This window comes from Actinomyces timonensis DSM 23838 (assembly GCF_000295095.1).
GTDB lineage: Bacteria > Actinomycetota > Actinomycetes > Actinomycetales > Actinomycetaceae > Actinomyces > Actinomyces timonensis.
In genome coordinates this window covers 478,322-502,370 of the sequence record NZ_JH806633.1, presented here as the reverse complement: position 1 = coordinate 502,370, position 24,049 = coordinate 478,322, and the positions used below count along the sequence as shown (strand labels likewise).

At 71.8% G+C, this 24,049-nt stretch carries 20 protein-coding genes and 1 pseudogene; 6 read left to right on the top strand and 15 right to left on the bottom strand.

Translation table 11 applies throughout. The features are described 5' to 3' along the window. Positions 1 to 112: 112 nt before the first annotated feature. Positions 113 to 1,428 (top strand): annotated as a pseudogene (locus A1QA_RS14100) (ISL3 family transposase). A gap of 460 nt (positions 1,429 to 1,888) precedes the next feature. On the opposite strand, the gene pyk reads toward A1QA_RS14100, so the two are convergent. The 12 genes from pyk to A1QA_RS0108635 all read right to left on the bottom strand — a co-directional run bounded on the left by pyk (position 1,889) and on the right by A1QA_RS0108635 (position 17,119). Further along, positions 1,889 to 3,319, bottom strand: a complete 1,431-nt coding sequence (gene pyk, locus A1QA_RS0108690) for a pyruvate kinase (protein ID WP_026048822.1) — start codon at positions 3,317 to 3,319, stop codon at positions 1,889 to 1,891. Positions 3,320 to 3,339: 20 nt separating this feature from the next. Continuing rightward, positions 3,340 to 4,314 (bottom strand): prolipoprotein diacylglyceryl transferase, encoded by a 975-nt coding sequence (gene lgt, locus A1QA_RS0108685; protein WP_017178522.1) that lies wholly within the window; start codon positions 4,312 to 4,314, stop codon positions 3,340 to 3,342. Continuing rightward, complete coding sequence (locus tag A1QA_RS0108680) at positions 4,315 to 5,139, bottom strand: indole-3-glycerol phosphate synthase TrpC (RefSeq protein ID WP_017178521.1); 825 nt, start codon at positions 5,137 to 5,139, stop codon at positions 4,315 to 4,317. 160 nt (positions 5,140 to 5,299) lie between these two features. Beyond that, positions 5,300 to 7,285, bottom strand: coding sequence for an OPT family oligopeptide transporter (locus tag A1QA_RS0108675; protein ID WP_017178520.1), 1,986 nt, complete (start codon positions 7,283 to 7,285; stop codon positions 5,300 to 5,302). 125 nt (positions 7,286 to 7,410) lie between these two features. Beyond that, positions 7,411 to 7,806 (bottom strand): phosphoribosyl-AMP cyclohydrolase, encoded by a 396-nt coding sequence (gene hisI / locus A1QA_RS0108670; protein ID WP_017178519.1) that lies wholly within the window; start codon positions 7,804 to 7,806, stop codon positions 7,411 to 7,413. Positions 7,807 to 8,007: 201 nt separating this feature from the next. Beyond that, entirely contained in the window at positions 8,008 to 8,778 is a 771-nt protein-coding gene (hisF, locus tag A1QA_RS0108665) for an imidazole glycerol phosphate synthase subunit HisF (protein ID WP_017178518.1), read from the bottom strand. A gap of 40 nt (positions 8,779 to 8,818) precedes the next feature. Further along, on the bottom strand, positions 8,819 to 10,750 hold the full coding sequence (locus A1QA_RS15040) for an FKBP-type peptidyl-prolyl cis-trans isomerase (RefSeq protein WP_017178517.1): 1,932 nt from the start codon (positions 10,748 to 10,750) through the stop codon (positions 8,819 to 8,821). Next, positions 10,747 to 12,231 (bottom strand): Pup--protein ligase, encoded by a 1,485-nt coding sequence (gene pafA, locus A1QA_RS0108655; protein ID WP_017178516.1) that lies wholly within the window; start codon positions 12,229 to 12,231, stop codon positions 10,747 to 10,749. Before pafA ends, A1QA_RS15040 begins: the two co-directional genes overlap by 4 nt. Then, on the bottom strand, positions 12,232 to 12,420 hold the full coding sequence (locus A1QA_RS0108650) for a ubiquitin-like protein Pup (RefSeq protein WP_017178515.1): 189 nt from the start codon (positions 12,418 to 12,420) through the stop codon (positions 12,232 to 12,234). Positions 12,421 to 12,478: 58 nt separating this feature from the next. Continuing rightward, positions 12,479 to 14,203 (bottom strand): proteasome accessory factor PafA2 family protein, encoded by a 1,725-nt coding sequence (locus tag A1QA_RS0108645; RefSeq protein ID WP_017178514.1) that lies wholly within the window; start codon positions 14,201 to 14,203, stop codon positions 12,479 to 12,481. Further along, a complete protein-coding gene (gene arc / locus A1QA_RS14095) occupies positions 14,200 to 15,972 on the bottom strand; it encodes a proteasome ATPase (protein WP_017178513.1) in 1,773 nt (590 codons plus the stop codon). The genes A1QA_RS0108645 and arc overlap by 4 nt, the downstream gene beginning before the upstream one ends. Further along, positions 15,965 to 17,119 (bottom strand): tRNA (adenine-N1)-methyltransferase, encoded by a 1,155-nt coding sequence (locus A1QA_RS0108635; RefSeq protein WP_017178512.1) that lies wholly within the window; start codon positions 17,117 to 17,119, stop codon positions 15,965 to 15,967. Before A1QA_RS0108635 ends, arc begins: the two co-directional genes overlap by 8 nt. A gap of 393 nt (positions 17,120 to 17,512) precedes the next feature. Here A1QA_RS0108635 and A1QA_RS0108630 point away from each other — a divergent pair, with 393 nt between their 5' ends. After that, positions 17,513 to 17,875 (top strand): hypothetical protein, encoded by a 363-nt coding sequence (locus A1QA_RS0108630; RefSeq protein WP_017178511.1) that lies wholly within the window; start codon positions 17,513 to 17,515, stop codon positions 17,873 to 17,875. 39 nt (positions 17,876 to 17,914) lie between these two features. Here the strand turns inward: A1QA_RS0108630 and A1QA_RS0108625 are convergent, their stop codons facing one another. From A1QA_RS0108625 to A1QA_RS0108615, 3 genes are all read right to left on the bottom strand, one after another. Next, positions 17,915 to 18,784 carry a multidrug effflux MFS transporter gene (locus A1QA_RS0108625; protein WP_017178510.1) on the bottom strand — a complete coding sequence of 290 codons (870 nt, stop codon included), beginning with the start codon at positions 18,782 to 18,784 and terminating at the stop codon, positions 17,915 to 17,917. A 9-nt stretch (positions 18,785 to 18,793) separates the two neighbouring features. Further along, positions 18,794 to 19,903, bottom strand: a complete 1,110-nt coding sequence (locus A1QA_RS0108620; protein ID WP_026048819.1) for a site-2 protease family protein — start codon at positions 19,901 to 19,903, stop codon at positions 18,794 to 18,796. Between the two features lie 64 nt (positions 19,904 to 19,967). Next, a complete protein-coding gene (locus tag A1QA_RS0108615; RefSeq protein ID WP_026048818.1) occupies positions 19,968 to 20,342 on the bottom strand; it encodes a PH domain-containing protein in 375 nt (124 codons plus the stop codon). 226 nt (positions 20,343 to 20,568) lie between these two features. On the opposite strand from A1QA_RS0108615, the gene A1QA_RS0108610 reads away from it, so the two are divergent. From A1QA_RS0108610 to A1QA_RS0108595, 4 genes are all read left to right on the top strand, one after another. Continuing rightward, positions 20,569 to 21,540: a RecB family exonuclease gene (locus A1QA_RS0108610; protein WP_017178507.1), complete on the top strand. Its 972-nt coding sequence runs from the start codon at positions 20,569 to 20,571 to the stop codon at positions 21,538 to 21,540. 93 nt (positions 21,541 to 21,633) lie between these two features. Next, positions 21,634 to 21,867: a ribbon-helix-helix protein, CopG family gene (locus tag A1QA_RS0108605; RefSeq protein ID WP_017178506.1), complete on the top strand. Its 234-nt coding sequence runs from the start codon at positions 21,634 to 21,636 to the stop codon at positions 21,865 to 21,867. Positions 21,868 to 22,621: 754 nt separating this feature from the next. Continuing rightward, positions 22,622 to 23,743 carry a YeeE/YedE family protein gene (locus A1QA_RS0108600; RefSeq protein ID WP_017178505.1) on the top strand — a complete coding sequence of 374 codons (1,122 nt, stop codon included), beginning with the start codon at positions 22,622 to 22,624 and terminating at the stop codon, positions 23,741 to 23,743. A 61-nt stretch (positions 23,744 to 23,804) separates the two neighbouring features. Then, a complete protein-coding gene (locus tag A1QA_RS0108595) occupies positions 23,805 to 24,026 on the top strand; it encodes a sulfurtransferase TusA family protein (RefSeq protein WP_017178504.1) in 222 nt (73 codons plus the stop codon). Positions 24,027 to 24,049: the final 23 nt, after the last annotated feature.

The following is a 24,049-nucleotide window of genomic DNA, read 5'->3' as shown; positions in this document are numbered from 1 at the left end:
CGCGGGGGTAGACGGCGGGGCGTCGGGGCCCTTGGTGGGCATGATGGGTGTCGCTGAACTATCCATCGCCTGCCGGAGGACCCCGACGCCATGTTGAAGCCTACCGCGCGCCCTGGCCGGGGAGCGCTTCGAGCCGATCGATCCCGACGCCGTGCTGGGCCTGGGGCCCCTGGGCCTGCGCGCCACGGGCCAGCGCCTCGCCGATGGCGGCGAGCTGGTCGTCGAGGCCCGCCCCGTCATCGCCCCTGTTGACGAGCGGCTGTTCTGCGCCTCGTGCGCGGCGATGGGGCGGCGGGCCGGCACGGTGGCGCGCTTACTGGCCCACGCCCCCACCGCGGGCAGGGTCACGCGCCTGCTGGTGAGGGTCCCCAGGATCGCCTGCCAGCTCGGCCGCCGGACCTGGAGGGTCGACATCAGCGCCGCGGCCGAGCCCCGGAGCATCCTGACGCGCTCGGCCGCCGCCTGGGCGCTGGAGGCGGTCGCGGTCGACAATATGGCCGTCTCGCGGGTCGCGGCGCGCCTGGGCGTGGGGTGGGACGCCGCCAACGACGCCGTCCTGAAAGCCGGCATAAAGGCCCTGAGGCCCCTGGAGGACCGCCCGACGGGGGCTCGCGTGATCGGGATAGACGAGCATGTGTGGCGCCACCGGGGTCGCCAGCGGTGCGTGACGGTCATCATCGACCTGACCCCCGCGCGCGACGGCGCCGGGCCGGCACGCCTGGTCGACATGATTCCCGGCCGATCCAAGAAGGCCCTGGCCTGCTGGCTGGCCGACCGGCCCCCCGCCTGGCGCCAGCAGATCGAGATCGTGGCGATGAACGGCTTCACCGGCTAACAAGACCACCACAACCGAGCAACTACCAGACGCCAGGGCAGTCATGGACCCCTTCCACGTGGTGCGCCTGGCCGCCGACGCCCTCGATGAGACCCGCCGCAGAGTCCAGCAGGCCACCACAGGGCGGCGCGGGAGAGCCAGCGACGCCCTGTACGCGGCGCGCCGAGCCCTGCTGACCAGGGAGGGCCTGCTCACCGAGAAGCAGGCCGGGCGCCTGGAGGCGCTGTTCGCCGACGAGAGGAACACTGCTGTGGAGGTGACCTGGGCGGTCTACCAGAAGATGATCGACGCCTACCAGCACCCCGACAAGGCCCACGGCCGAGGCCTCATGAGCGCCCTGATCAGATCCATCTCCTCTGGGGTGCCAGCCGGGATCCAGGAGATCGCCCGCCTGGGGAGGACCCTGAAGCGCAGGAGCGAGGACACCCCTGGCCTGCTTCGACCACCCCGGCTCATCCAACGCCCCCACCGAAGCCACGGGCGGCAGGCTCGAGCACCTACGAGGCATCGCCCAAGGATTGCGCAACCCCACCCACTACATCACCCGATCCCTCATCCACACCGGAGGCCTCAGGCACCGACTGAGCACCTGACCACACCCCCAAACCGGAAGAGCCCGCAAACCCCAGGTACGTCCGCAACGGGTCCAGTCCTGCGCAGTTGCGCGGTGACGCTCGTGGAGACTGCGTCGAAAGCACCTGGAGACCGATTGGAGCATCCCCAGACCGTCGCATCCCATAGCAGGGTGCTCAAGACGGCTTGGGGATGCTTTCAACGGTCTGGGGATGCTCTCGACGACGAGTCCGCAGGCGTCACCGCCCCGCACCACGAAGCGGAGGTTGGGTTCGGGCGCCTCTGGTGCGTTGAAAGCAGCGCTCCCCGCGATGCTCAGGACGGCCCAGCGCTGCCCAGGACCTCCCAGGGTTGCTCTGGACAACTTGCAGGTGCTTTGGACGCGAGCTCCAGGCCGTGGCGCATACGAGAACGGCGCGGCCCCAGCGAATCCTGGGGTCGCGCCGTCGTCCGTCTCCTTGCCGAGGCGCGGGTTCTCCCTCAGCCGAGGTAGTCGGCCGTCTCGCCCACGGTGTGGACGCGGATGGAGTTCGTGGAGCCCGGGGTTCCCGGGGGCATGCCCGCGACGATGACGACGACGTCGCCGACCTGCGCGAGGTGCTTCTCCTGGAGGGTCTTGTCCACCTGGGTCACCATCTCATCGGTGTGCTGGACCTCGGGAACCTCGAAGGTCTGCACGCCCCAGGACACCGAGAGCTGGTTGCGCGTCGTCGACAGCGGCGTGAAGGCCAGCAGCGGGATGGGCGAGCGCAGGCGGGACAGGCGGCGGGCCGTGTCACCGGACTGGGTGAAGGTGACGAGGTAGTCGGCGGCGAGCTGCTCGCCCATCTCCGCGGCGGCGCGGGTGAGCGCCCCACCGCGCGTCTGCGGGAAGGAGCCCAGGGGCGCGATGCGCTCCCCGCCGTTCTCCTCGACGTTCTCAATGATGTTGGCCATCGTGCGCACGGCCTCGATCGGGTACGCGCCCACCGAGGTCTCCCCCGACAGCATGACCGCGTCGGCGCCGTCGAGAATCGCGTTGGCGCAGTCCGAGGCCTCCGCGCGCGTCGGACGCGGGTTCTGGATCATCGACTCCAGCACCTGGGTTGCCACGATGACGGGCTTGGCGTTGCGGCGGGCCAACTCGATCGCGCGCTTCTGCACCAGCGGCACCGCCTCCAGGGGCATCTCCACGCCGAGGTCGCCGCGGGCCACCATGATGCCGTCGAAAGCGTCCACGATCTCCAGGAGGTGCTCGACCGCCTGCGGCTTCTCGATCTTCGCGATGACGGGGATGCGCGTGCCGACCTCGTCCATGATCTCGTGGACGTCCTTGACGTCATTCGCGTCGCGCACGAAGGACAGCGCGATGACGTCGGCGCCAACCTTGAGGGCCCACCGCAGGTCCTCGCGGTCCTTCTCGCTCAGCGCCGGCACAGAGACGGCCACGCCCGGCAGGTTGATGCCCTTGTTGTTGGAGACGTACCCGGGGACCTCGACCTTCGTGACCACATCCGTGTCCGTGACGGCGGTGACGCGCACGGCCACGTTGCCGTCGTCGATGAGGAGGCGGTCGCCGGGGCGGCAGTCACCCGGCAGGCCCTTGAACGTCGTCGAGGAGCGCTTGACAGTGCCCAGGACGTCATCGGTGGTGATGGTGAACTCATCGCCCTTGTTGAGCATGACCTTCTGGTCGCCCACGAAGCGGCCGAGGCGGATCTTGGGGCCCTGGAGGTCCACGAGGATGGCGATGGAGCGGCCCGAGGCCTCCGCCGCCTCGCGCACGCGCGCGATGACCTTCTCGTGGTCCTCGGCGCTGCCGTGGGAGCGGTTGATGCGGGCGACGTTCATGCCCGCGTCCACGAGCGCCTGTACCTGCTCGGGGGAATCTGTGGCGGGACCGAGGGTGCAGACAATCTTGGCTCTACGCATGGCCCATATTCTAGCCGAGTTCAGTTCCCGCCACGGTGAGGATCACGCGGATCGTCAGCCTTCTCACGGGACGGCGCGTCAGGTCCACCGGCGGGCTTCTCGGCTCCACCGGCCTCTCCCCCGGCCTGCCCGCCGTCGGCGCGGATCGCGTCACTGGGGCCGCGGCGGGTGACGATGATGAAGCCGATGAGCCCGACGGCGAAGACCACGAGCGAGGTCCACTCGTTGAGGCGCAGGCCGAGGATCCGCTGGGCGTCATCGATCCTCAGGTGCTCGATCCAGGCGCGCCCCAAGGTGTAGACCATGAGGTAGGCCCACAGGAGCCGCCCACCGCTCGCTCCCCCGCGGCGCAGGCGCCGCTCGAGCCAGAGCAGGGCGCACACGCCCGCGGCGGACCACAGCGCCTCGTAGAGGAAGGTCGGGTGGAAGAGGGTCCCGGGCGCGTAGCCGGCGGGCAGGTGGGCGCGGTCGATCTCGAGTCCCCAGGGCAGGGTGGTGGGGCCGCCGAAGAGCTCCTGGTTGAACCAGTTGCCCAGCCTGCCGATGGCCTGCGCCGCGAGGATCGCGGGGGCGACGGCGTCGGCGAAGGGGGCCAGGCGCACGCCCCGGTGGTGCAGGAAGAGGGCGCCGCTGATGAGGCCCCCGGCCACGCCGCCCCAGATGCCGATGCCGCCCTCCCAGATGCGCGGGATGCGCGCCAGGTCGCCGTTCGGCCCGAAGTAGGCGTCCGGGGAGGTGATGACGTGGTAGAGGCGAGCGCAGATGATGCCGATGGGCACGGTGAGCATCGCGGTGTCGAGGGCGAACTCGGCCTGGCCGCCGCGGGCCCGGTAGCGCCGATCCGTCCACCACACGGCCAGGGCGACCCCGGCGAGGATGCAGAACGCGTAGGCGCGGATCGGGAGCGGGCCCAGGTGCCAGACGGACTGCGAGGGGCTGGGGATCGACGCGGGGGCGAGCGCTGCGCCGACGGCGGCGGCGATGGTGGGCGGCACTCAGCTGACCTCTCGGTTGGTGGCGTTCTGGAGCGCGGGGTGGTTGCCCGCGGCGACGAGCTCGGCAACGAACTGCTGGGGGTCCTGCGAGCGGATGATGGCCTCCCCCACGAGCACCACGTCCGCGCCCCGGCGCGCGTAGGACATGACGTCCCTCGGGCCGGCGACGCCGCCCGTGGCCACGCGCAGCACGGAGGAGGGAAGGACCTCGGCGACCTGCTCGAAGCGGCAGTGGTCCACCTGGCCGGTGAGGGGGTCGCGGGCGTCGGCGGCCACGCACAGCGCGCCGGTCTCCACGGCGGTGATCGCCTCCCTGCGGGAGTGGGCCTCGACGACGGCGAGCATCCCCAGCGAGTGCGTGCGCTCGATGAGGGCCTCCAGGACGAGGGGCTCGAGGCGGGCGTCGAGGAGGAGGAGGTCGCCCCCGTGGACCCTCGCCTCGTGGACCTGGTAGGGGGTGACGACGAGATCGTTGACGAGGATGGGGATATCGACGGCGGCGCGCGCGGCGTCGAGATCCGCCAGGCAGCCGTGGGAGCGCACGGGCTCGGTGACCACGGAGACGCAGGCGGCGCCGCCGGCGGCGTAGAAGCGGGCCAGCACGGCCACGTCCCCCACCCCGCTGAGGTCGGCGAAGGTGGCGGTGACGCGCTTGACCTCCGCGATGACGGAGATCGAGCCGCTGCGGGGGCGCAGGGCGTCGAGGGCGTTGGTGGGGCTGTCCGCCTCACGGACCCGGTCGCGCATCTCCTCCAGGGGCACCTGCGACTCGCGCTCCGCGACGACGGCGCGGGCCGATGCCACCATCTCCTCGAAGGATGTCACCGCGCACCTCCTCGCGCCTGAGTGGGGCCCGCTGCGCCGGTTCCCATTTCGTTACCTGCTCCCATGGTCCCTAAGGCGGCGCCCGGCGCGCAAATCCTCAGCGCATGCTGGGATTCGCGCGCCGGGCGGGCGTGTGCGCGTGAGTCGGGCGACGGGCCGATCAGGCCCGGCGGGCCGCCTTGCGGGAGTACCAGTACATGGCGGCGGTCACGGCGGCGAACACCACCGGGCCGAGCCAGTAGGCGATGCTCTCGAAGCTGTCGGGCACGAAGGCCAGCGGCGACTCCTCGCCCGAGAAGCCAACGATCCCGGCGTAGACGACGCCCCACAGGGACTCGCCGACGATGAGGCCCGTGGCCGCCAGGGTGCCCATGCGCTTGGCGCCCTCCGGGTCCGCCTGCTTGGCGGCCCAGCGGTCGTGGACGACGCCCAGGAGCGCGCCGATCGGGATCATGATGGTGACGGCCATGGGCAGGTACATGCCCATGCCGACGGCCAGGCCGGGCAGGGACATGCGCTTGGTGGTGCGCTTGAGGACCTCGTCGATGATGACGACGACGACGCCGATCCCCGCGCCCAGGCCCAGGAGGCCCCAGTTGAGGCCTCCTCCGAAGACGCCCTTGATGAGCTGGGAGATGAGCGAGGCCTGCGGGGCGGCGAGGGCGTTCTCCCCCGCGCCGGGGGTTCCGGCGAATCCGAAGGCCTTCTGCATGAGGTTGAGGACCGGCGGGATGACGATCGCGCCGAAGACGACGCCGATGATGAGGGCGACCTGCTGCTTCCACGGCGTCGCCTTGACCAGTTGGCCCGTCTTGAGGTCCTGGAGGTTGTCGTTCGAGATCGTGGCGATGCCGAAGACGACGGCCGCGGTGAGCAGCGTGTAGGCGATGAGCGCGTCGATCTGGTCGCCCTGGACGCTGCCGTGGACGACCTTGACGACGAGCGCCGCGGTGATCGCCACGATGATGCCGACGCCGGAGATCGGCGAGTTGGAGGCGCCGATGAGACCGGCCATGTAGCCGCAGACCGAGGCGACGGCCAGGCCGGTCAGCAGCACGAAGACGATCGAGACGAGGACCAGGCCGATGACGGAGTGGGCGATGCTCGTGCCCTGGACGAAGAGCCACAGGAGCACGCCGATGGGCAGCATGGAGGCGAGCGTTACGCCGATGACGACCTTGGCGGACAGGTCGCGCTCGGTGAGGTCGACCTCCTCGCCGGCCTGGCGCTGGGAGGTGGAGCGGATGGAGTCGCGGATACCGGCGACGATCGGGCCGATGAGCTTGATGAGGGTCCACACGGCGGCGATGGCGATGGTGCCCGCCCCGATGAGGCGCACATCCTGCTTGAAGATGGTGCCGACGACGTCGGCGAGGTCGCCGTCGATGTTGCCCCAGGTGCGCATCGGCAGGAGCACGCCGTAGGAGATGACGAGTCCGACGACCATGGCGATGCCGACGCCGATGCCGACCAGGTGGCCCACGCCGATGAGGGCGAGGGAGAGGGAGCCGGCCGCCGTCGTGCCGCCCGAGCCGATCCGGAAGACCCCGGACAGCTCGGTGGACACGGCCTTGAGCGAGCCCAGGATGGCGAAGCCCGCGGAGGAAAGACCGCCCCAGATGATGGCCATGAGCCCGCGGCGGGACTCCTCGGCGCCCTCGTGGGTGTCACCGACCTTGAGGACCTCGGCCGCGGCCACGCCCTCGGGGTAGGGCAGGTCGGAGTGGGTGACCAGCGCGCGGCGCAGGGGGATGGAGTACATGACGCCCAGCAGGCCGCCCAGCGCGATGACGAAGACCGACTGCCAGTAGGGGAAGCCCTGCCACCAGCCGATCATGACCAGGCCCGGCAGGACGAAGATGATCGCGGACAGCGTTCCCGCCGCGGACGCGATGGTCTGGACGATGTTGTTCTCCTGGACCGTGTGGTCCTTGAAGTAGCGCAGGATGGCCATCGAGATGACGGCCGCGGGGATCGATGTGGCGAATGTCAGGCCGACCTTGAGGCCGAGGTAGACGTTCGCGGCGGTGAAGACGATCGTGATGATCCCGCCGATGACGATGCCGCGGAGCGTGAGCTCCTTGATGGGATGGGATGCGGAGGGCTGGGCGCCCGCCGCCGCGCCCGTAGTGGACGAGGGGGACATGCGATTCTCTCGTTGCTCGGTAGACAGTGGAGCATTCCCGTGCCGCGCGAGCGCGCGGAAGATGGAGATGCCGTCGCACCGTAGCACTGGCGCCTGGAAACGCGCGCCTCCGGCTCAGTGGGGCCTCAGTGGACCGGGCGGCTTCCGACGACGGCGCGCAGGTCGCCGCCGGTGGCGAAGCATGTCCGCTCGCCGGTGTGACAGGCGGCACCCACCTGGTCCACCTCGACGAGGAGGGCGTCGCCGTCGCAGTCCAGGCTGACGGCCTTGACGTACTGGGCGTGCCCGGAGGTGTCCCCCTTGCGCCAGTACTCCTGACGGGAACGGGACCAGAAGGTGACGCGCCCCTCGGCGAGGGTGCGCCGCAGCGCCTCGTCGTCCATCCAGCCGACCATGAGCACCTCGCGGGAGTCCCACTGCTGGACGACGGCGCACACGAGGCCCCGCTCGTCCCGCTTGAGGCGAGCGGCGATGCCCTCATCGAGGACGGACGGGAGGGCCGGGGACGCGTCGTGGCTCATGGGCGCATCCTGCCACGGGCGGCGGGCGGTCGGCCGCGCTCGATCGAAGGTGAGCGCCAGTGCGAAGGGGACGATCCCGCCTAGTTCATCTCATCGGGCCGCCTGTAGCCCGGCGGGTAGACGATCACGGGCACGACGGGCTGGGCGTGGGGCAGCGCGGATTGATCGGATCCTGGGGCGGGTGCGCCCCGCGCACCGGTCTCAGCGAACGGGGTGTCCCGCGGCGCGCAGGGCGTCCTTGGCCTGGCCGATGGTCATCGTGCCGTAGTGGAAGACGCTGGCGGCCAGCACGGCGTCGGCGCCGTGGTCGGCGGCGGCGGCGAAGTCCTCGGGCTTGCCGGCGCCGCCCGAGGCGATGAGGGGCACGCGCACCGCTCGGCGGACGTCGTCGAGCATCTCCAGGTCGAAGCCTCCGGTGACGCCGTCGGCGTCCATGGAGTTGAGCAGGATCTCGCCAGCGCCGAGCTCGGCGGCGCGCACCGCCCACTCGATGGCGTCAATGCCGGTGGAGCGGGTTCCGCCGTGGGTGGTGACCTCGTAGCCGGAGGGCGTGCTCACGCCGTCGGGGCAGCGGCGGGCGTCCACGGACAGGACGATCACCTGGTTGCCGAAGCGCTCGGCGACCTCGGAGAGGAGCTCGGGGCGGGCGATGGCGGCGGTGTTGATGCCGACCTTGTCCGCGCCGGCGCGAAGGAGGCGGGCGACGTCGTCGGCGCTGCGCACGCCCCCGCCGACGGTCAGCGGCACGAAGACCTGCTCGGCGGTGGCCGAGACGACCTCCATCATGGTGGCCCTGCCCTCGGAGGAGGCGGAGACGTCGAGGAAGGTGATCTCGTCGGCGCCCTGGGCGTCGTAGCGGCGGGCGAGCTCGACGGGGTCGCCGGCGTCGCGCAGGCCCTGGAAGTTGACGCCCTTGACGACGCGCCCGTCCTTGACGTCGAGGCACGGGATGACGCGGACGGCGACGCTCATGGGATGACTGCTCCTGGGTTCGGGTGGGTGGATGGCCGTGTCAGTTCCCGGCCGCGGCGGTCGTGGGCGCGGCGCTCGATATCTCGGGATCGGTGCCGACGGTCGGCGTGGCGCCCGGGCTCGCGCCTGAGGCACTGGCCTTGGGATCCTCGATGGCGAGGATATCGACGACGACGGCGACGGGCCTGTCACCCCGGGCCTGGTCGGCGGGCAGGGCGAGGACCATCCGGCTGCCCACCGGTACATCCACGAGGTGGTTCCTCAGTCCTGCGTAGGTCTTGGCGTTGCTCATGTCGACGGCGATCGGCAGGGCCGTGGCGCCGTAGTCGTCGGTGATGACGCTCCCGTCGGCCCAGGAGACGGCCTGGACGCGGGCGATGATGCGGCTGTCGGAGTGGACCTGCTCCCCTGTGCCCTGGATGAGCATGGCGGCGGTGGAGCGCGTGGGGGCGGGGAGCCCGGAGGTGGAGAGCGTGAGCGCTCCGGCGTCGCCCGGGGTGACGGTGGGCATGCCCGCCGCGGGCGCGACCTCGGTGCCCGAGGCGGTGGTCGGCAGGACGTCGATGACGGTGATCTCCGTCGACGGCGTGCCATCGACGACGAGCGGGCCGCGCAGGACGAGCCGGGTGCCCTCGGTGGTGCCGGTGATGATGTCGGTGAGGTCGTTGAGGGAGGCCTGGTCGACGCTCACGCTCACCAGGCGGCGGCCGGTGTGCTCATCGCCCGAGGAATCGGCGCCGGGCGAGGTCGTGTTCGTCCCGTCCGTGCCGGAGAAGGTCGCGATGGAGAGCAGCGCGGCGTCCCCGGCTTGGAGGGTGCGGCCCTCGCCGGTGATGAGTGTGTCCGTGATGAGGGAGGACGGCGCGCTGAGCGGCGCCGTCAGCTTGACCACCGGTGTGGCGCCGACGCGCCCGGACACGCTCATCGCCTGGTCCAGCGGGGTGTCCGCCGGGAGCATAGTGGAGGCGACGGAGCTCGCCGCTCCCCTGCTGGCTGGCGACTTGCCGTTCATGGTGGACAGGGCGAGCGGGATGATGATGATCGCGGCCACCGCGAGGCTGATGAGGATGAGGGCCGCGCGGCCCCTGGGCCGGGACCGGTTGAGCGCTGCGCCGAGCGCCCGCTGCCCTCCTGTGGTGGGGGGCGGCTCCGAGGCCCCTGCGGAGTCCGTGGACTCAATGGGCTCCATGGGCCGCAAGGGCGCCGAGGAGTAGTCCTCCGCCCCCGCGTCCGCCGGGGCGCCGTCGGAGGCGCTGCGCCAGCGGCCAGCCAGGCTCCGGGGGTGCTGGCCCTCGGAAGCCGGAGGCATGGAGTAGTGGGGGGCGGATGACGGGGGCTCAGGGGCTTGGGCCTCGGCGGCCAGGCGCGCGGCCTCGATCCTGGCGGCCTGCGCGCGGGACTCCTCCCGGCGCTGGGCCTCGAGTCGCTGCGCCTCCAGGCGCGCGGCCTCGGCGCGGGCCGCCTCCGCCCGCTCAGCCTCACGGCGTTGGGCCTCCTGCGCGACCCGGCGCTGCGTCGCGAGGCGCTCGGCCTGCAGCCTCTCGGCCTCCCGGCGCTGGGCCTCGAGTCGTTGAGCCTCCCGGCGCTCGGCTTCTCGGCGCTGCGCCTCCAGGCGCGCGGCCTCGGCGCGGGCCGCCTCCGCCCGCGCGGCCTCCAGACGACGGGCCTCTTCAGCGGCACGCCGCTGGGCAGCGAGGCGCTGCGCGGCCAGCCTCTCGGCCTCCTGGCGCTGTGCCTCCTGGCGCGCGGCCTCGGCGCGGGCCTCCTCGATGCGGGCGGCCTCAGCGCGCTGGGCCCTCAGGCGGGCCTCCTCGGCGGCTCGCCGCTCCGCGGTCTTCCTCTGCTGCTCAGCGCGGAACTCCGCCGCACGGCGCTCGGCCTGCGCCTCGCCCAGCCGCTCCAGTCCCCGGCGCTCACGGCGGGTCAGCGGGCGGGTGCTCTCGAGCCCGTCGTTGTCATCGTGGTTCGTCATAGGGGGACCTCTCGGGCGCCCGGGAGGGAATCCGCCACGGGACGGCGCCTCATCGCGTTCAAGGAGGAGATGAGGGTATCGACTCTCTCGTCGTGGGTGGCGAAGGGATCGCGAAGCGCGATCGCCGGCACGGGCTGCCCGCCGGAGCCAGCGTCGAGGCGGAGGTTGACCCAGTCGGCGGCGAGGTCGGCGCGCAGGTCCTCGGCCAGGCCGATCGCCGCGCCCCGCAGGGCGGCCCGCGTGGTGGCTGGCGGCGTGGTGATCGCGGCGCGGCAGGCGTCGTCGTCGACGTAGCGGCGCAGCATCCCGGCGGCCTCGAGGCGCGGGCGCAGTCCCTCCTCGGGGCTGACATCGTGGTAGGCCAGGACGAGGCGGGTGACGCGCGGGTCGTCGAGCCCGGTGCCCGCGCGCTCGGCGTAGCGGGTGAGGAGCTGGTGCTTGGCGGCCCAGTCAAGCTCGGTGGCCACGGCGCCCGGGTCCTGGGCGCGCAGGGCCTCCAGGCCGCGCTCCCACAGGTCGAGGACGGCGGCCTGGAGGGGGCTGAGGTCGAGCTCGGCGTCGGCGTGGGCGCGAACCCGCGCCAGGTGCTCGCCCTGCAGGTCGAGGGCGGTGATGGTGCGGCCGTCCTTGCGCTCCAGCAGCGCGGTCCCGGTGAGGTCGTGGCAGGTGTCCCGGATGGCGCGCATGGGCTCGGCGAGCTCGAGGTCCGCCAGGTCTCCCCCGGACTCGAGGTAGTCCAGGAGGAGGTCCATGGCCCCGGTCTTGAGGAGGGTGGAGCCCTGGGCGATGTTGGAGTCCCCGACGATCACGTGCATGCGCCGGTAGAGCTCGGCGTCGGCGTGGGGCTCGTCGCGGGTGTTGATGAGGGGGCGGGTGCGGGTGGTGGCCGAGGAGACGGCGTCGTGCATCTGGTCGGCGCGCTGGGAGAAGACGTAGCGGGCGGGAGCGCCGGTAGCCGGATCGGCGGGGAGGATATGCCCGGCGCCGACGAGGATCTGGCGGGTGACCAGGTGCGGGACGAGGGTGCGGGCGTCGTTCCAGAAGTCGCCGCGGCGGTGGACGAGGTAGTTCTCGTGGCAGCCGAAGCCGCTCCCCTCGGCGTCGAGGTTGTTCTTCAGCAGGTGGATGCGCCCGGGGACGCCAGCGGCTTCGAGGCGGGCGTTGGCCTGGGAGGCCAGGTCCGCCATGGTGAGCTCGCCGGCGCGGTCCTGGGCGAGGAGGTCGGCGAGGCGGTCGCACTCGGCGGTGGCGAACTCGGGGTGGGAGCCGACGTCGAGGTAGAGGCGCGCGCCTCCCCGGGTGAAGACGTTGGAGGAGCGGTGGGAGGCGATGACGGGGGCGAAGAGCTCGCGCGCGGCGTGATCGGCGTCGAGCGGCGCCGCGCCGCCGGTGGTGGAGGCGCAGGTGATGCCGTACTCGGTCTCGATGCCGATGATCCGCCGGGATGGCGGGCGGCGCTCGCTGTCAGCCGCCGGGTCCACTCACTGACCGCCCTTCTGGACGAATCCCTGGACGAAGGCCGCGGCGTTGGTCTCCAGGACGGAGTCGATCTCGTCGAGGATCGCGTCGACCCCGCTGGTCTGGACCTGGCCGCCCGCGCCGGTGGCCGCGGCGCCGGCGTCGCCCTCGCCGCCGGAGGGCCGGATCTGCTGCGCGTCCTGGCTGGTCATGAGCGTTCCTTCGCGTTGGCCCAACGGATGGGGCGGGTGGGTCGGGAGTGACGGGCGGTCACGGGGCCCAGTCTCCCCCACCACGGGCCGCGTTCCCAATCGCCGTGAGAAGTGCCTCAGTCTCGGCCTCGGTGACGGCGACGGCGCCCGGCAGGGCGACTCGGACGAGCCGGGAGCGCTGGGGGGCGTCGATGACGAGGCTGGTCCACGAGGCGGCGGCCACCTCTGGGATCGTGGCGATCGCGCGCCCCCGCACGGCGGCACGCGTGCCGGCCGGCGGAATGTCGGCGGCGGCTTCGACGCTGGCGGGATCGACGAGGCGGCGAATGCGGCCCGCGGCGTCGAGGCGATCGACGATCGATCCCGCGCGCAGATCGCCCCAGGTGATGTCGAGGGCGGCCAGGCGCGGGTCCTCCCAGCCGGTGCCGGAGCGGGCGCGCAGGCCCTCGCAGAGCTGCATCTTGGCGGCCCACTCGATCATAGGGGCGGCGGCCGCCAGCGCCTGAAGATCGCCCGGCGCCGCAGCGATCGCCTCGAGGAGGCCCAGCGATTCCTCCCACAGGGCCAGCGCCCGGGCAGTCTCCTCGCCGAGGCTCCCGGGGCCGGTGCCGCCGAAGTCGGCGTCGAGCGCGGCGGTGATGGTCTCCAGGTGCGCGCGCTGGATGGCGAGGGCGCTCATGGGACCGCCCTGGGTGGTGAGCTCGTAGGCCAGGGAGGTGTCATGAGAGAGGGCCCACTGCTGCTCGACGGGGTCTCCCTCGATCCGCAGGGGCGCCAGCGCGCCGAGGCCCTCGCCGCGCTCGTGGCAGCGCTCCAGGAACCACAGGAGGAGGTCGGTGGTGGCGGCCTTGAGGTAGCCGGGGACGTCGAAGCGGTTGGCGTCGCCGTTGATGACGTGGAGGCGCCGGTAGAGGGCGGCGTCGGCATGGGGCTCGTCGCGGGTGTTGACGATGGGCCGGTTGAAGGTGGTCTGCAGGCCGATGGCGCAGCCGATGAAGTCGGCGCGCTGGCTCATCTGGAAGCCGGGCCGCTCGCTGCGCTCCCCCAGCCCCACGCGCCCCGCGCCGACGATGATCGGCCGGGTCATGAGGAAGGGCGTGAGGGCGGCGGCGAGGGTGTCGAAGGGCAGGTCGCGGCGCACGAGGTAGTTCTCGTGGGTGCCGTAGGCGGCGCCCTTGCCGTCGGTGTTGTTCTTGTACAGGACGATCTCGGGGCCGCCGGAGCGGGCCCGCGCCTCCATGGCGCGCCGGGCGATGACCTCGCCGGCGCGGTCCCAGGCCAGGGCGTCCATGGGGGTGAGGGCCTCGGGGGCCGAGTACTCGGGGTGGGCATGGTCCACGTAGAGGCGCGCCCCGTTGGCGAGGACGGCCGTCGTGGCCCTGGGCAGGGCTGCCTCCTCGGCGCTGGGCCGAGGGCGGGTCCCCCAGGGCGGGGCGAGCGGGGCGTCCCCGGAGGGGGCGGGGGCGGTGGGGTCGTCGGTGAGCTGGCTGGGGTGGGCGGCGGCGCGGTCGATGCGGCCGCCGCGCAGGTCCGCCAGGGGGTCCTCCCCCTCGTAGTCCCAGGTCACCGGGGCGGCGCCGGGCAGGCCCGGGCGGGACCGCGCGGCGTAGGCGTCGACGATGAGGCTGGAGAGGACGACGGGGTTGGCGTAGGAGTTACCGGGCTCGGTGACGCCGTACTCGGTCTCGACGCCGACGGGCCGCGTGGTGGGGCCGAAGGCGCCCGGTGCGGGGCAGGAAGCGCCCGGCCCGCTGGGGGCCGAGGCGGGGGCGGTGGGGGTCATGCGTTCTCCCGCGTCTCAGGCGACGGCGCCGGACTGGAGATGCTGCGGGGCGCGGCGCTGCCGGCACTGCCAGCGGGGGCGCCGCCGTCGGTGGCGCTGGCGAGGAGGCGCCGCGCGCTGCGGATCGGCTCGGAGTGGGTGCCGACGAGCCTGGCCCAGCCCTCGGGGCTGGTGGCGCCGGTGATCTCCTCGTTCTGACGGGCCTCCGCGGCGACGGCGTCCAGCACGCGTGCGGTGGAGAGCCCACCGGTACCGCCCGAGAGCTCATCCTTGATGGCGGTGGTCTTGGCACGGGCGACGATCTGGGCGAGCATCGCCCCACTGACGAGGTCGCCGAGGTGCAGGGTGCGGGTAGCGCCGGAGGCGTAGACGACCTCGAGGACGGCGGTGGCGGGCGTGCGGGCGTAGAGGGCGTCGACGGCGGCGGCGCGCATGGCGGCGGCGGTGGCCTCGCGGTCGCCGTCGTGGGCGGCGAGCTCGGCGGCGTCCAGGGGCAGGTCCGCGGTGAGGTGGCGGGCAAGGATGTCGAGGGCCTGGGCGGCGTCGGGGCGCGAGACGCGGATCTTCACGTCGAGGCGGCCGGGGCGCAAGATGGCGGGGTCGATCATGTCCTCCCGGTTGGAGGCGCCGATGATGACGACGTTGCGCAGGGACTCCACACCGTCGATCTCGGAGAGCACCTGCGGGACGATCATGGTCTCGACGTCGCTGGAGACCCCGGTGCCGCGGGTGCGGAAGAGGGCCTCCATCTCATCGAAGAAGATGACGACGGGCCGGTCCTCGGCGGCGGCCTTGCGGGCCTGCTCGAAGATGGCGCGGATCTGACGCTCGGTCTCCCCGACGAACTTGCTGAGCAGCTCAGGGCCCTTGATGTTGAGGAAGGCGGCGGTGCGGCCGGTGGCGCGGGCGCCGTCGGGCCCCTCCCCGCCGGCGGCGAGCGAGGTGGCGACGGCCTTGGCGATGAGGGTCTTTCCGCAGCCGGGCGGGCCGTAGAGGAGGAGCCCCTTGGGGGCGCGCAGGCCGTAGGCGCGGTAGAGGTCGGGGTGGGTGAAGGGCAGCTCGAGGGCATCGCGGATCGCCTGGATCTGGGGGCCGAGGCCACCGATGTCCTCCCAGGTGACATCCGGGGTCTCGGCGACGACGAGCTGCTCGACGCTCGTGCGCTCGATGACGGCGGTGGCGACGTCGGCGCGCAGGTCGGCGGCCAGCGTGGCGCCGGGGGCGAGGGTGCTGGCGTCGAGGGCGCCGCCGAGGCGCAGGACGCGGGTGGCGCCGGAGCCGGTGGTGACGAGTGCGCGGGTGTCATCGAGGACCTCGTCGAGGATGACGGCCTCGCCGGTGTCGGGCTCAGGCAGGGCGTCGACGACGAGCATGGCGTCGTTGACGGCGACGAGCTGGCCGACGCGCAGGTCGACGGGGTCGAGGCCGGGGCGCAGGCCGAGGCTCATGGTCCGCCCGCCGAGGAGCACGAGGGCCTCGGGGGCGGGGGCTGCTGCGGCGCCCTCAGAGGGGGCGCTGGCGGGCGGGGCCTCGTCGTCGTCCTGGCCGGGGCGGGTGTGGAGGCCGGTGAGGAGGGCGAGGGTGACGGGCGGGTGGGTGACGGCGTCGAGCTGGGTGCCGAGCTCGGCGATCCGCTCGCGGGCGGCGGTGAGAGCGCGGGTGAGGCGCTCGTTCTTCTCTGCCAGGGAGATGGCCTCGGCGCGGGCCTCGCGCAGCTGGTGGCTGGTGAAGGAGGGGGCGGGCATGCCCAGGTTGGCGGCGTCAGTCATCGTGGGGCTCCTGGGCGGCGTCGGCGTTCACAGCACTGCCAGCACCGGCGGCACCGTCAGCACTGTCGACGCTGGGGGCGCTGCAGCTGGGCACGCCGGGCAGGACGGGGGTGGCGTCGTCGGGCTGTTTGGCGCGGCAGTCGCGCAGGACGCGGCGCACTTTCTTGTCCGTGCTGGTGCGCTCGCGCACGTCCTCGGGGATCCAGTAGCCGCCGTCGTCGTAGGCGCCGCGCGCGGGCGGGCGCTTGCGGGTCAGGGGCGCGCTGCCGGGGGCGAGGCGGCGGGCGGTGAGGAGGAAGCCGGTGTGGGCGACCATGCGGTGGTCGGGGCGCACGGACAGGCCGTCGACGTTCCAGGTGCGCACCATGGACTCCCATGCCTCGGGCTCGGTGAAGAGGAGGGAGTGGCGCAGGGCCTCGACGGTCCGGGACATCTGGGTGGTGGTGGCGACGTAGGCGAGGAAGAGGCCACCGGGGGCGAGCGCGCGGGCGGCGGCCTCGATGTTCTCCCAGGGGGCGAGCATGTCCAGGACGACGCGGTCGATGGAGGCGTCCTCGACGCGGGCGGCGACGACGTCGTTGAAATCGCCGGTGCGCAGCTCCCAGGCGGGGTGGTGGCGGCCGAACCAGGAGTCGACGTTGGAGGCGGCGATGGCGGCGAAGTCCTCGCGCCGCTCGATGGACATGAGGTGCCCGGTCTCCCCGATGGCGGACAGGAGGTTCATGGTCAGGGCCCCGGAGCCGACGCCGGCCTCGAGGACGCGGGCGCCGGGGAAGATGTCGCCCATCGCGATGATCTGGCCGGAGTCCTTGGCGTAGACGACCTGGGCGCCTCGGGGCATGGACAGGACGTAGTCGGCGAGCAGGGGGCGCAGGAGGAGGAGCTCGTGGCCGGACTCGGTGGTGAGGACGGCGCCCTCCTCCTTGCCGACGACGTCGCGGTGGTGGAAGGAGCCGCGCACGGACTGGAAGTAGCCCTGCGGGTGGAGGTGGAAGGTGTTCTTGGCGCCCTTGACGTCGGTGACCTGGATGCGCTCCCCGTACTGGAAGGGGCCGCGCCGCCCGGCCTGGCCCAGGACCTCCTGGGTGACGTGGCGCGGGGGGAGCTTCGGGCCGGCCTGAGGCTTGGGAGTGTCCTGCTCGCTCATCGCCCCCAGTCTAAGCGCCCCCTCCCCCTCACCTCTTCCCTCCTCCCAGCCCGCCCCTCTTGCCGAGACCGGGCGAACAGCACGGCGAAACCGGGCGATCAGCACGGCGAGACCGGGCCTGATTCACATCCGCCACTCCTGTCACAGCGCTGAGCGCCCCTCCCCAGCGGAGTTGGCCAGGTTTGAGGATTGCTTTTCTCCCGCGGCCACCAGCCAGTGAGCAGATCCGCAGAATCATGCGGTCCTTGATCCATCAACCACAGCGATTCAGGAAAGCAATCCTCAAACCTGGCCATTTCTCCCGGGGCGCGGCCCGCACGCCAACGCCGTGCACCAGCACTCCCCCAAGACGGCATCCAGCAAGAGCCCAGGTCGGCGTGGTGAAGTATCCAGGTGTCCTTCTTCATCTTCACCTTCGGAGTCAAGAATCAAGGCGGGAGGCCTGGAGGCGGCGACGCTTTTCTCTCCCGCCTGCAATGGTTCATGGACGAATCAGGCAATCTCGCCATGCCCGACGGATCGGTCGAGTTCTACCCGGACGACGATGGCGCCGCACTGACTCATATTCATAGCGGTCTGGTCTTCGATTACCTCGTCGAGGCCGCGCGGGACGCCGATTGGATCATCGTCCCCCAGGGATGCAGGACCTGCCTGACCAGCGAAAAGCAGCGTCGTCATCTTCCTCCGGAGATCGCTGATGGCGCCGTCCTCGTCTCCCGAGGGCAGGACGTCCTCGATGTCATCTATGAGGAATGACGGCTCCTCCTCCCGCAGCCCACAGGTCAATCGCGGCCCTCACGCCCCGGGCAGGCGCCTTTCTGACGGTGCGCGCCCCACGAGCCGGGAGTTGGTCAGCGCCATGAGCATGTTGGCCCCGGCGGTGCATCCGAAGAAGACGGAGTACTGCATGGGGGTGAGTCCCTTGATCTCCTGCAGCACGAAGGAGGAGGCGGAGATGTAGGCGAACATCGCGAAGCCGGAGAACGCGGAGGTGAGCATGTAGCCCATGAATCGCTTGTGGCGCACGAGCTCGGCGAATCCGGCGGCGAATCGGCGCAGTCCCCCGCGCTGGCGATCCGCGGGTGCCAGGGTCTCGGGGATGACGAGGGCGGCCATGGCCATCATGAGCAGCCCGAATCCGGCGAGGCACCAGAAAATCATCCGCCAGGTCGACAGGGAGAGGACGGCGCTGCCGGTGACGGGCGCGAGCATGGGCGCGAGGCCGCCGACGGCCATGAGGATGGACATGATGCGGGCGAGGCGGTCGCCGTGGGCGACGTCGACGAGGACGGCCCGCCCGACGACGGAGGCCACTCCCCCGCCGAATCCTTGGAGGAGCCGCCCGGCCAGGAGGATGCCGATGCCGGGGGCGAGGGCGCAGACGATGCCGCCGAGGGTGCAGATGAGCCCGCCGGTGATCATGGGGTGGCGGCGCCCGTAGCGGTCGGAGGCGGTGCCGCCCACGAGCTGGCCGGTGCCCATGCCGATGAAGAAGGCGGTGAGGGTGAGCCCGACGGCGGTGGCGGAGGCGCCGAGGTCGGCGGCCACTTGGGGGAAGGCGGGCGAGTACATGTCCGTGGCGAAGGGCGGCACGGCGTTCTGGATGGCGAGGGCGATGATGAGGCCGACGGTGATGCGGGCCTCGGGGCTGCGGGGTGTGCTCATGGGTCGTGGTCAGCGGGCTCCGGTGGGGACGGCGCCTGCCATGCGCCCGTTGTCGACAACGATGAGCCAGCGGGAGACGGCGCGCGCGGCTTTGAGGGCGTTGGCGGCGTCCTGGCCGGTGAGGCTCGTGGTGATGGCGGCGGCGGGTAGGACGGTGCAGACCTGGTCGGCGGTGACGTCGTCCCCCACTGCCCCCAGCTCGGCGAGGCCGGGGGCGTCGATGGTGCCGAGGAGGTTGGGGCCGTCGACGACGAGGGCGAGGGCGGCGCCGTCGTCGAGCGCGGCGCGGACGCTGGCGAGCGTGGTGGCGGCGGGGAGTGTGGCGATGGGGCGGGTGAGGGTGCGCAGGTCGAGGCGGGCGGCGGCGCGCTGGGCGCCTCCGAGGCCGAGGACGCGCCAGCTGGTGGAGCCGATGGTCCAGCCGACCATGGCGGCGAGGATGAGGCTGGTGGAGCTGGGGCGGTGGTGGTCGATGAGGAGGGGTTGGAGGAGGTAGAGCCAGGTGATTCCGGCGACGACGGCGAGCCCGCCCCAGGAGGCGGTTTTGAGTCCGGCGGCGCGGTTGCCTGTGGCTTGGGTGATGAGGGAGGCGAGGGCCTGTCCGCCATCGAGGGGAAGGGCGGGCAGGGCGTTGAAGACGGCGAGGGCGAGGTTGAGCCAGGTGATGGCCCAGGTGGCGACGTAGATGGCGGGGGTGGTGATGGCGCCGGAGTCGAGCGCGGTGCGGCCGGCAATCCAGAGGAGGGCGTTGGTGGCGGGGCCGGCGAGGGAGCAGGCGGCGTCGCGCCAGGGCGACCAGGCGCGGCGGGCCGGGCCGAAGCTGGTGCGCCCGCCCCACAGGAGCAGTTCGTAGCGGATGGGTGGGCGGCCGAGGGCGGCGCCGGTGAGGCCGTGGGCGAGCTCGTGGAGGAGGATGGAGATGGCGACGCCGATGACGGTGGCGGCCACGGTTCCCAGAACAACGACGATGCCGAGGTACCCGAGAGAGCTGTTGACCAGCGGGTACCAGGAGGCGGCGATGATGAGTCCGAGGAGCAGGGAGGTGGAGGAGACGACGACGGGCGCTCCGCCGACCCGTCCCAGGGTCATCTCCCCGTTGCGCGTGGCTGCAGGTGACATGCGCCCGAGACTACCGGGGCCCGCTCCCCTCAGCCGACGGCGTCCGGCGGGGGCACGCTACTCGTCAGTGACCGCTGTTGAGGACGGCGTGTCCGATCAGCTGGTCAAGCTTCCTGACATCGACTCCCTTGCCGAGTTTGATCTTGATGTGGCCAGCACGGGTCCACATCTCGATCTCAGCATTGAAATCCAACGTACCAGCGTTCTCTGAGGACCACATATTGATCGCCGAGTAAGGAAGGGAATACATCTCGATTTTCCTGCCCGTTATCCCTTGCGAATCCTTGACAATCAGGCGCTTCGACGTGAAGATCGCGGTATCACGAAATGTCCTGTAGGCAGCCCAGGGTCGCTCTCCTTCGACGAGGAGCTGACCGACCTCCGGGGGGATGGGAACTTCAGCCTGGAAGGTCCAGGCGGTGATGGAAGCAGTTTCCATGATTCTCCTCAACAATCTAAGCATTCGGTCTTCAGCGAAAACCATGTGCAGCATAATCTTGCATGAGACCGCCCGCACGCGGCAATTTCATATCAGCGATCCCAGTCTTTGTGATGGAATCGAGGCCATCGCGGCGCGAGTTTCCAGCCCGCACTGTCACCCACGCACCCGCAGCCCCGCCAAGCCCGCCCGGATTCGTGTCAGTGGCCCGGGGTACGGTGCCACCATGACAGCAGACGGCACAGCCTCCGCAGCGCCTCCTTCCCCCGCGCCCTCCCCTGCGGCGCCCGCCACCCCGGCCACCGCCCGCTCCCGGGCCACGGGGCCGGGCTCCAGGCGGCCCGCGCGCAAGGGGCCGCGCCGGGCGGCGCTCTCGCCGTCGCGCGCGAAGGACTTCCTCCAGTGCCCGCTGCTCTTCCGCCTGCGCACCGTGGACGGCCTCACCGAGCCCGGCTCGCTCGCCACCCACAAGGGCACGCTCGTCCACGCGATCCTCGAGCGCCTCTACGACCTACCAGCGCGCGAGCGCACGCCGGACGCCGCCATCGCCATGCTGCCCGAGCAGTGGGAGGCGCACCGCGCCAAGAGCCCCGAGGTCATGGGCCTGTTCGAGGAGCCCGCGCAGATCGACACCTGGCTCGGCGAGTCTCGCGACCTCATCTCCTCCTACTTCCACATGGAGAACCCGCAGCGCCTCGCCCCCGCCGAGCGCGAGCTCTTCGTGGAGACCGAGGTCGCCGACGGCCTGCTCATCCGCGGCTTCGTCGACCGCCTCGACATCGCCCCCGACGGCGCCATGCGCGTTGTCGACTACAAGACCGGCAAGTCCCCCTCCCCCAGGTTCCAGGAGGAGGCGCTGTTCCAGATGCGCTTCTACGGGCTCGTCCTATGGCGCCTGCGCGGCCAGGCCCCCGCCCGCCTCCAACTCCTCTACCTCAAGGACGGCCGCACCCTCACCCATGACCCCCGCCTGCCCGAGCTCCAAGCCACCGAGACGCGCCTGGCTCGCATCTGGGACGAGATCGAGGACTGCGCCAACGCCGGCGACTTCGCCCCCAAGCGCGGGCCCCTGTGCAACTGGTGCGCCTTCCAGACCCACTGCCCCCTCTTCGGCGGCGAGACTCCCCCACTGCCGGACGACGGCGTCGCCCGCCTCCTCACCGCCCGTGCCAGCACCTCCGGCTCAGGCCCCCGCTGACACGGCCAGCCCGCTCGGCGATTGAACGCTTAGGGCGGTGCCTCCCGGCTATGCCGTATTCCATCGATCCCATTTTCGTTATACGATATTTCTGTGGTTACTGAAGACCAGATCGCACAGTGGGTCGCTGAGGCCGAGGCAGGGTACGACGTCGACGAGATGCAGCGACGCGGTCGCGGTCGGCCAGGCAGAGGCGCCCAACCCATGCAAGTCGTCGCCGTCAGGCTGAGTTCAGATGAGATCGCCGCCCTCGATGCCATCGCGAGCCAGCAGCAGATCTCGCGTTCCGAGGCGATCCGCCAAGCACTCAGCGCCTATGCCGCATGAAAGTACACGACAGTGCTCTGAAGCACGGGATCTCAGCCGACGACGCAACCCACGCCGCATACTGGTCCCAGTGGATCGAACCACTTGACGATGATGATTGGCCGCGTCGAGAACTACGCCTTGGGTTCGATACTCATACTCGACTCCTCGAGATCATTGTGCTCGTCTTCGAAAGCGGCGATGAACTGATCATTCACGCCATGCCCGCTCGTAAGCAGTACTGGGCCCTTCTCCCATGATCCAGCCCGCCCAGTGCGCGGGGTCACGTGGACGCGGCTTGCCACGGCGGCGGCCGCACCGATAACGTCCGGGCACGGCGCCGCAGGTCGCGGCGCCACGACTGAACGGACGATCGCATGAGCACGGACCACGCACGCCGCAACCGCACCGCCCTCGGCGGGGTTGCCATGTGTATGCGCTGCCTGGTCCAGGCGATCTGAGGCGCGGCCACACCACCGGCAACCCCGACCGGCACACCCACCGGCACCCGCCAAGCACCGCCCCTCACCGGCCGCCGCGCGCCACCCGCGCCCGAACAGCGGCCTCCCCGGACCAGGCACACCGCCCACCCGACCCCCGGGTGACGGCACCGTGCGCCCCCGCGAGCCCTGACCGCGCCGCGCGTCATCACTGCGTCACCGCGGCACCACCGCCGCATCCCAGCGCCCCCGCGCTCCGACGCCGCACCGCTCGTCACCCGGGCCCTCCCACCAAGCCAGGCGCCGCACCAGCGGCCGCCCCAGGAAGGACCCCCATGATCATCACCGGCCTCCTCACCGGAGCCGCCCTCGGCTTCATCCTCCAGCGCGGGCGCTTCTGCATCACCGGCGCGTTCCGCGACCTCTGGGTCTCGCGATCCTCCTTCTGGCTCACCGCCTTCCTCGTCGCCATCGCCATCCAGGCCGTCGGCGTCCTCGCGCTCACCCTCACCGGCGCCATCGCCCCCGAAGCGCCCCAGCTGTCCGTCGTCGCCACCGCCGTCGGCTCCCTCCTCTTCGGGGTCGGCATCGTCCTCGCGGGAGGCTGCGCCACCGGCACCTACTACCGCGCCGGAGAAGGCCTCGTCGGCTCCTGGTTCGCCCTCATCGCCTACGCCCTGTCCGCCGCCGCGGCCAAGACCGGCATCCTCGCCGGCCCCACCCGCTGGGTGAAGGGCCTGTGGACCACCGAGCTCACCACTATCCCCGCCACGCTCCACCTGCCCCAGTGGGTGGGAGTCGCCGCCCTCGCCGCCGGCGTCGCCCTCCTGGCCCGCAGGCAGCTGCGCCTGACCGCCGCGCGCGGCCCACAGTTCGCCCTGACCGCCCGCCGCACTGGCGTGGCCCACCTGCTCCTCGAGAAGCGCTGGAACCCCCTTGCCACCGGCGCCGTCGTCGGGATCGTCGCGGCCGCCGCCTGGCCCCTGTCCTGGGCCACCGGCCGCGAGGACGGCCTGGGCATCACGACGCCGTCGGCCAACCTCATCGGCGTCATCGTCACCGGGGACACGAGCCGCTTCGACTGGGGCGTCCTCCTCGTCCTGGGCATCCTCCTCGGCTCCTACATCGCCGCCAAGGCCTCCGGCGAGTTCCGCGTGCGCGTCCCCGACGCCACCATCATCATCCGCTCCATCCTCGGCGGCCTCCTCATGGGCGTCGGCGCCGCATGGGCCGGCGGCTGCTCCATCGGCAACGCCCTCGTGCAGACCTCCCTGCTGTCCTGGCAGGGCTGGATCGCGCTCGTCTTCCAGATCCTCGGAGTCGGCGCCGCCGCCTGGGTCCTCCTCATCCGCCCCCGCCAGAAGCGGCGCGCCGCCCGAGCCGCCCGCGCATCAGCGGCCGCCGACGCCGAGCCCACCCCCGCCCGCGAGGCCGCGCCCGCGCCCGTCCCCGCCTGATCCACCCGACGACGGCGCCCACGACCGCGCCGCTCCCTCAACCACACTGAAAGGACCCATCATGCGCACCATTCTCGAGACCAACGGCCAGGTCTGCCCCTTCCCCGTCATCGAGGCGGAGGAGGCCATGGAGGACCTCGACGCCGGCGACGAGCTCGTCATCGCCTTCGACTGCACCCAGGGCACGGAGACCCTCCCCGCCTGGGCCGCCAAGAACGGCTACACCGTCACCGAGTTCGAGACCGTCGGCCCCGCCTCCTGGACCATGACCGTGCGCAAGTAGCGGAGCCAGGCCCCGGGGCAGGT

Coding starts and splice junctions, on each gene's coding strand:
- pyk (WP_026048822.1), bottom strand. CDS start 3,319: ATGCGTAGAGCCAAGATTGTCTGCACCCTCGGTCCCGCCACAGATTCC.
- A1QA_RS0108675 (WP_017178520.1), bottom strand. CDS start 7,285: ATGTCCCCCTCGTCCACTACGGGCGCGGCGGCGGGCGCCCAGCCCTCC.
- hisI (WP_017178519.1), bottom strand. CDS start 7,806: ATGAGCCACGACGCGTCCCCGGCCCTCCCGTCCGTCCTCGATGAGGGC.
- hisF (WP_017178518.1), bottom strand. CDS start 8,778: ATGAGCGTCGCCGTCCGCGTCATCCCGTGCCTCGACGTCAAGGACGGG.
- A1QA_RS15040 (WP_017178517.1), bottom strand. CDS start 10,750: ATGACGAACCACGATGACAACGACGGGCTCGAGAGCACCCGCCCGCTG.
- A1QA_RS0108650 (WP_017178515.1), bottom strand. CDS start 12,420: ATGACCAGCCAGGACGCGCAGCAGATCCGGCCCTCCGGCGGCGAGGGC.
- A1QA_RS0108645 (WP_017178514.1), bottom strand. CDS start 14,203: ATGACCCCCACCGCCCCCGCCTCGGCCCCCAGCGGGCCGGGCGCTTCC.
- arc (WP_017178513.1), bottom strand. CDS start 15,972: ATGACTGACGCCGCCAACCTGGGCATGCCCGCCCCCTCCTTCACCAGC.
- A1QA_RS0108635 (WP_017178512.1), bottom strand. CDS start 17,119: ATGAGCGAGCAGGACACTCCCAAGCCTCAGGCCGGCCCGAAGCTCCCC.
- A1QA_RS0108625 (WP_017178510.1), bottom strand. CDS start 18,784: ATGAGCACACCCCGCAGCCCCGAGGCCCGCATCACCGTCGGCCTCATC.
- A1QA_RS0108620 (WP_026048819.1), bottom strand. CDS start 19,903: ATGTCACCTGCAGCCACGCGCAACGGGGAGATGACCCTGGGACGGGTC.
- A1QA_RS0108615 (WP_026048818.1), bottom strand. CDS start 20,342: ATGGAAACTGCTTCCATCACCGCCTGGACCTTCCAGGCTGAAGTTCCC.
- A1QA_RS0108610 (WP_017178507.1), top strand. CDS start 20,569: ATGACAGCAGACGGCACAGCCTCCGCAGCGCCTCCTTCCCCCGCGCCC.
- A1QA_RS0108600 (WP_017178505.1), top strand. CDS start 22,622: ATGATCATCACCGGCCTCCTCACCGGAGCCGCCCTCGGCTTCATCCTC.
- A1QA_RS0108595 (WP_017178504.1), top strand. CDS start 23,805: ATGCGCACCATTCTCGAGACCAACGGCCAGGTCTGCCCCTTCCCCGTC.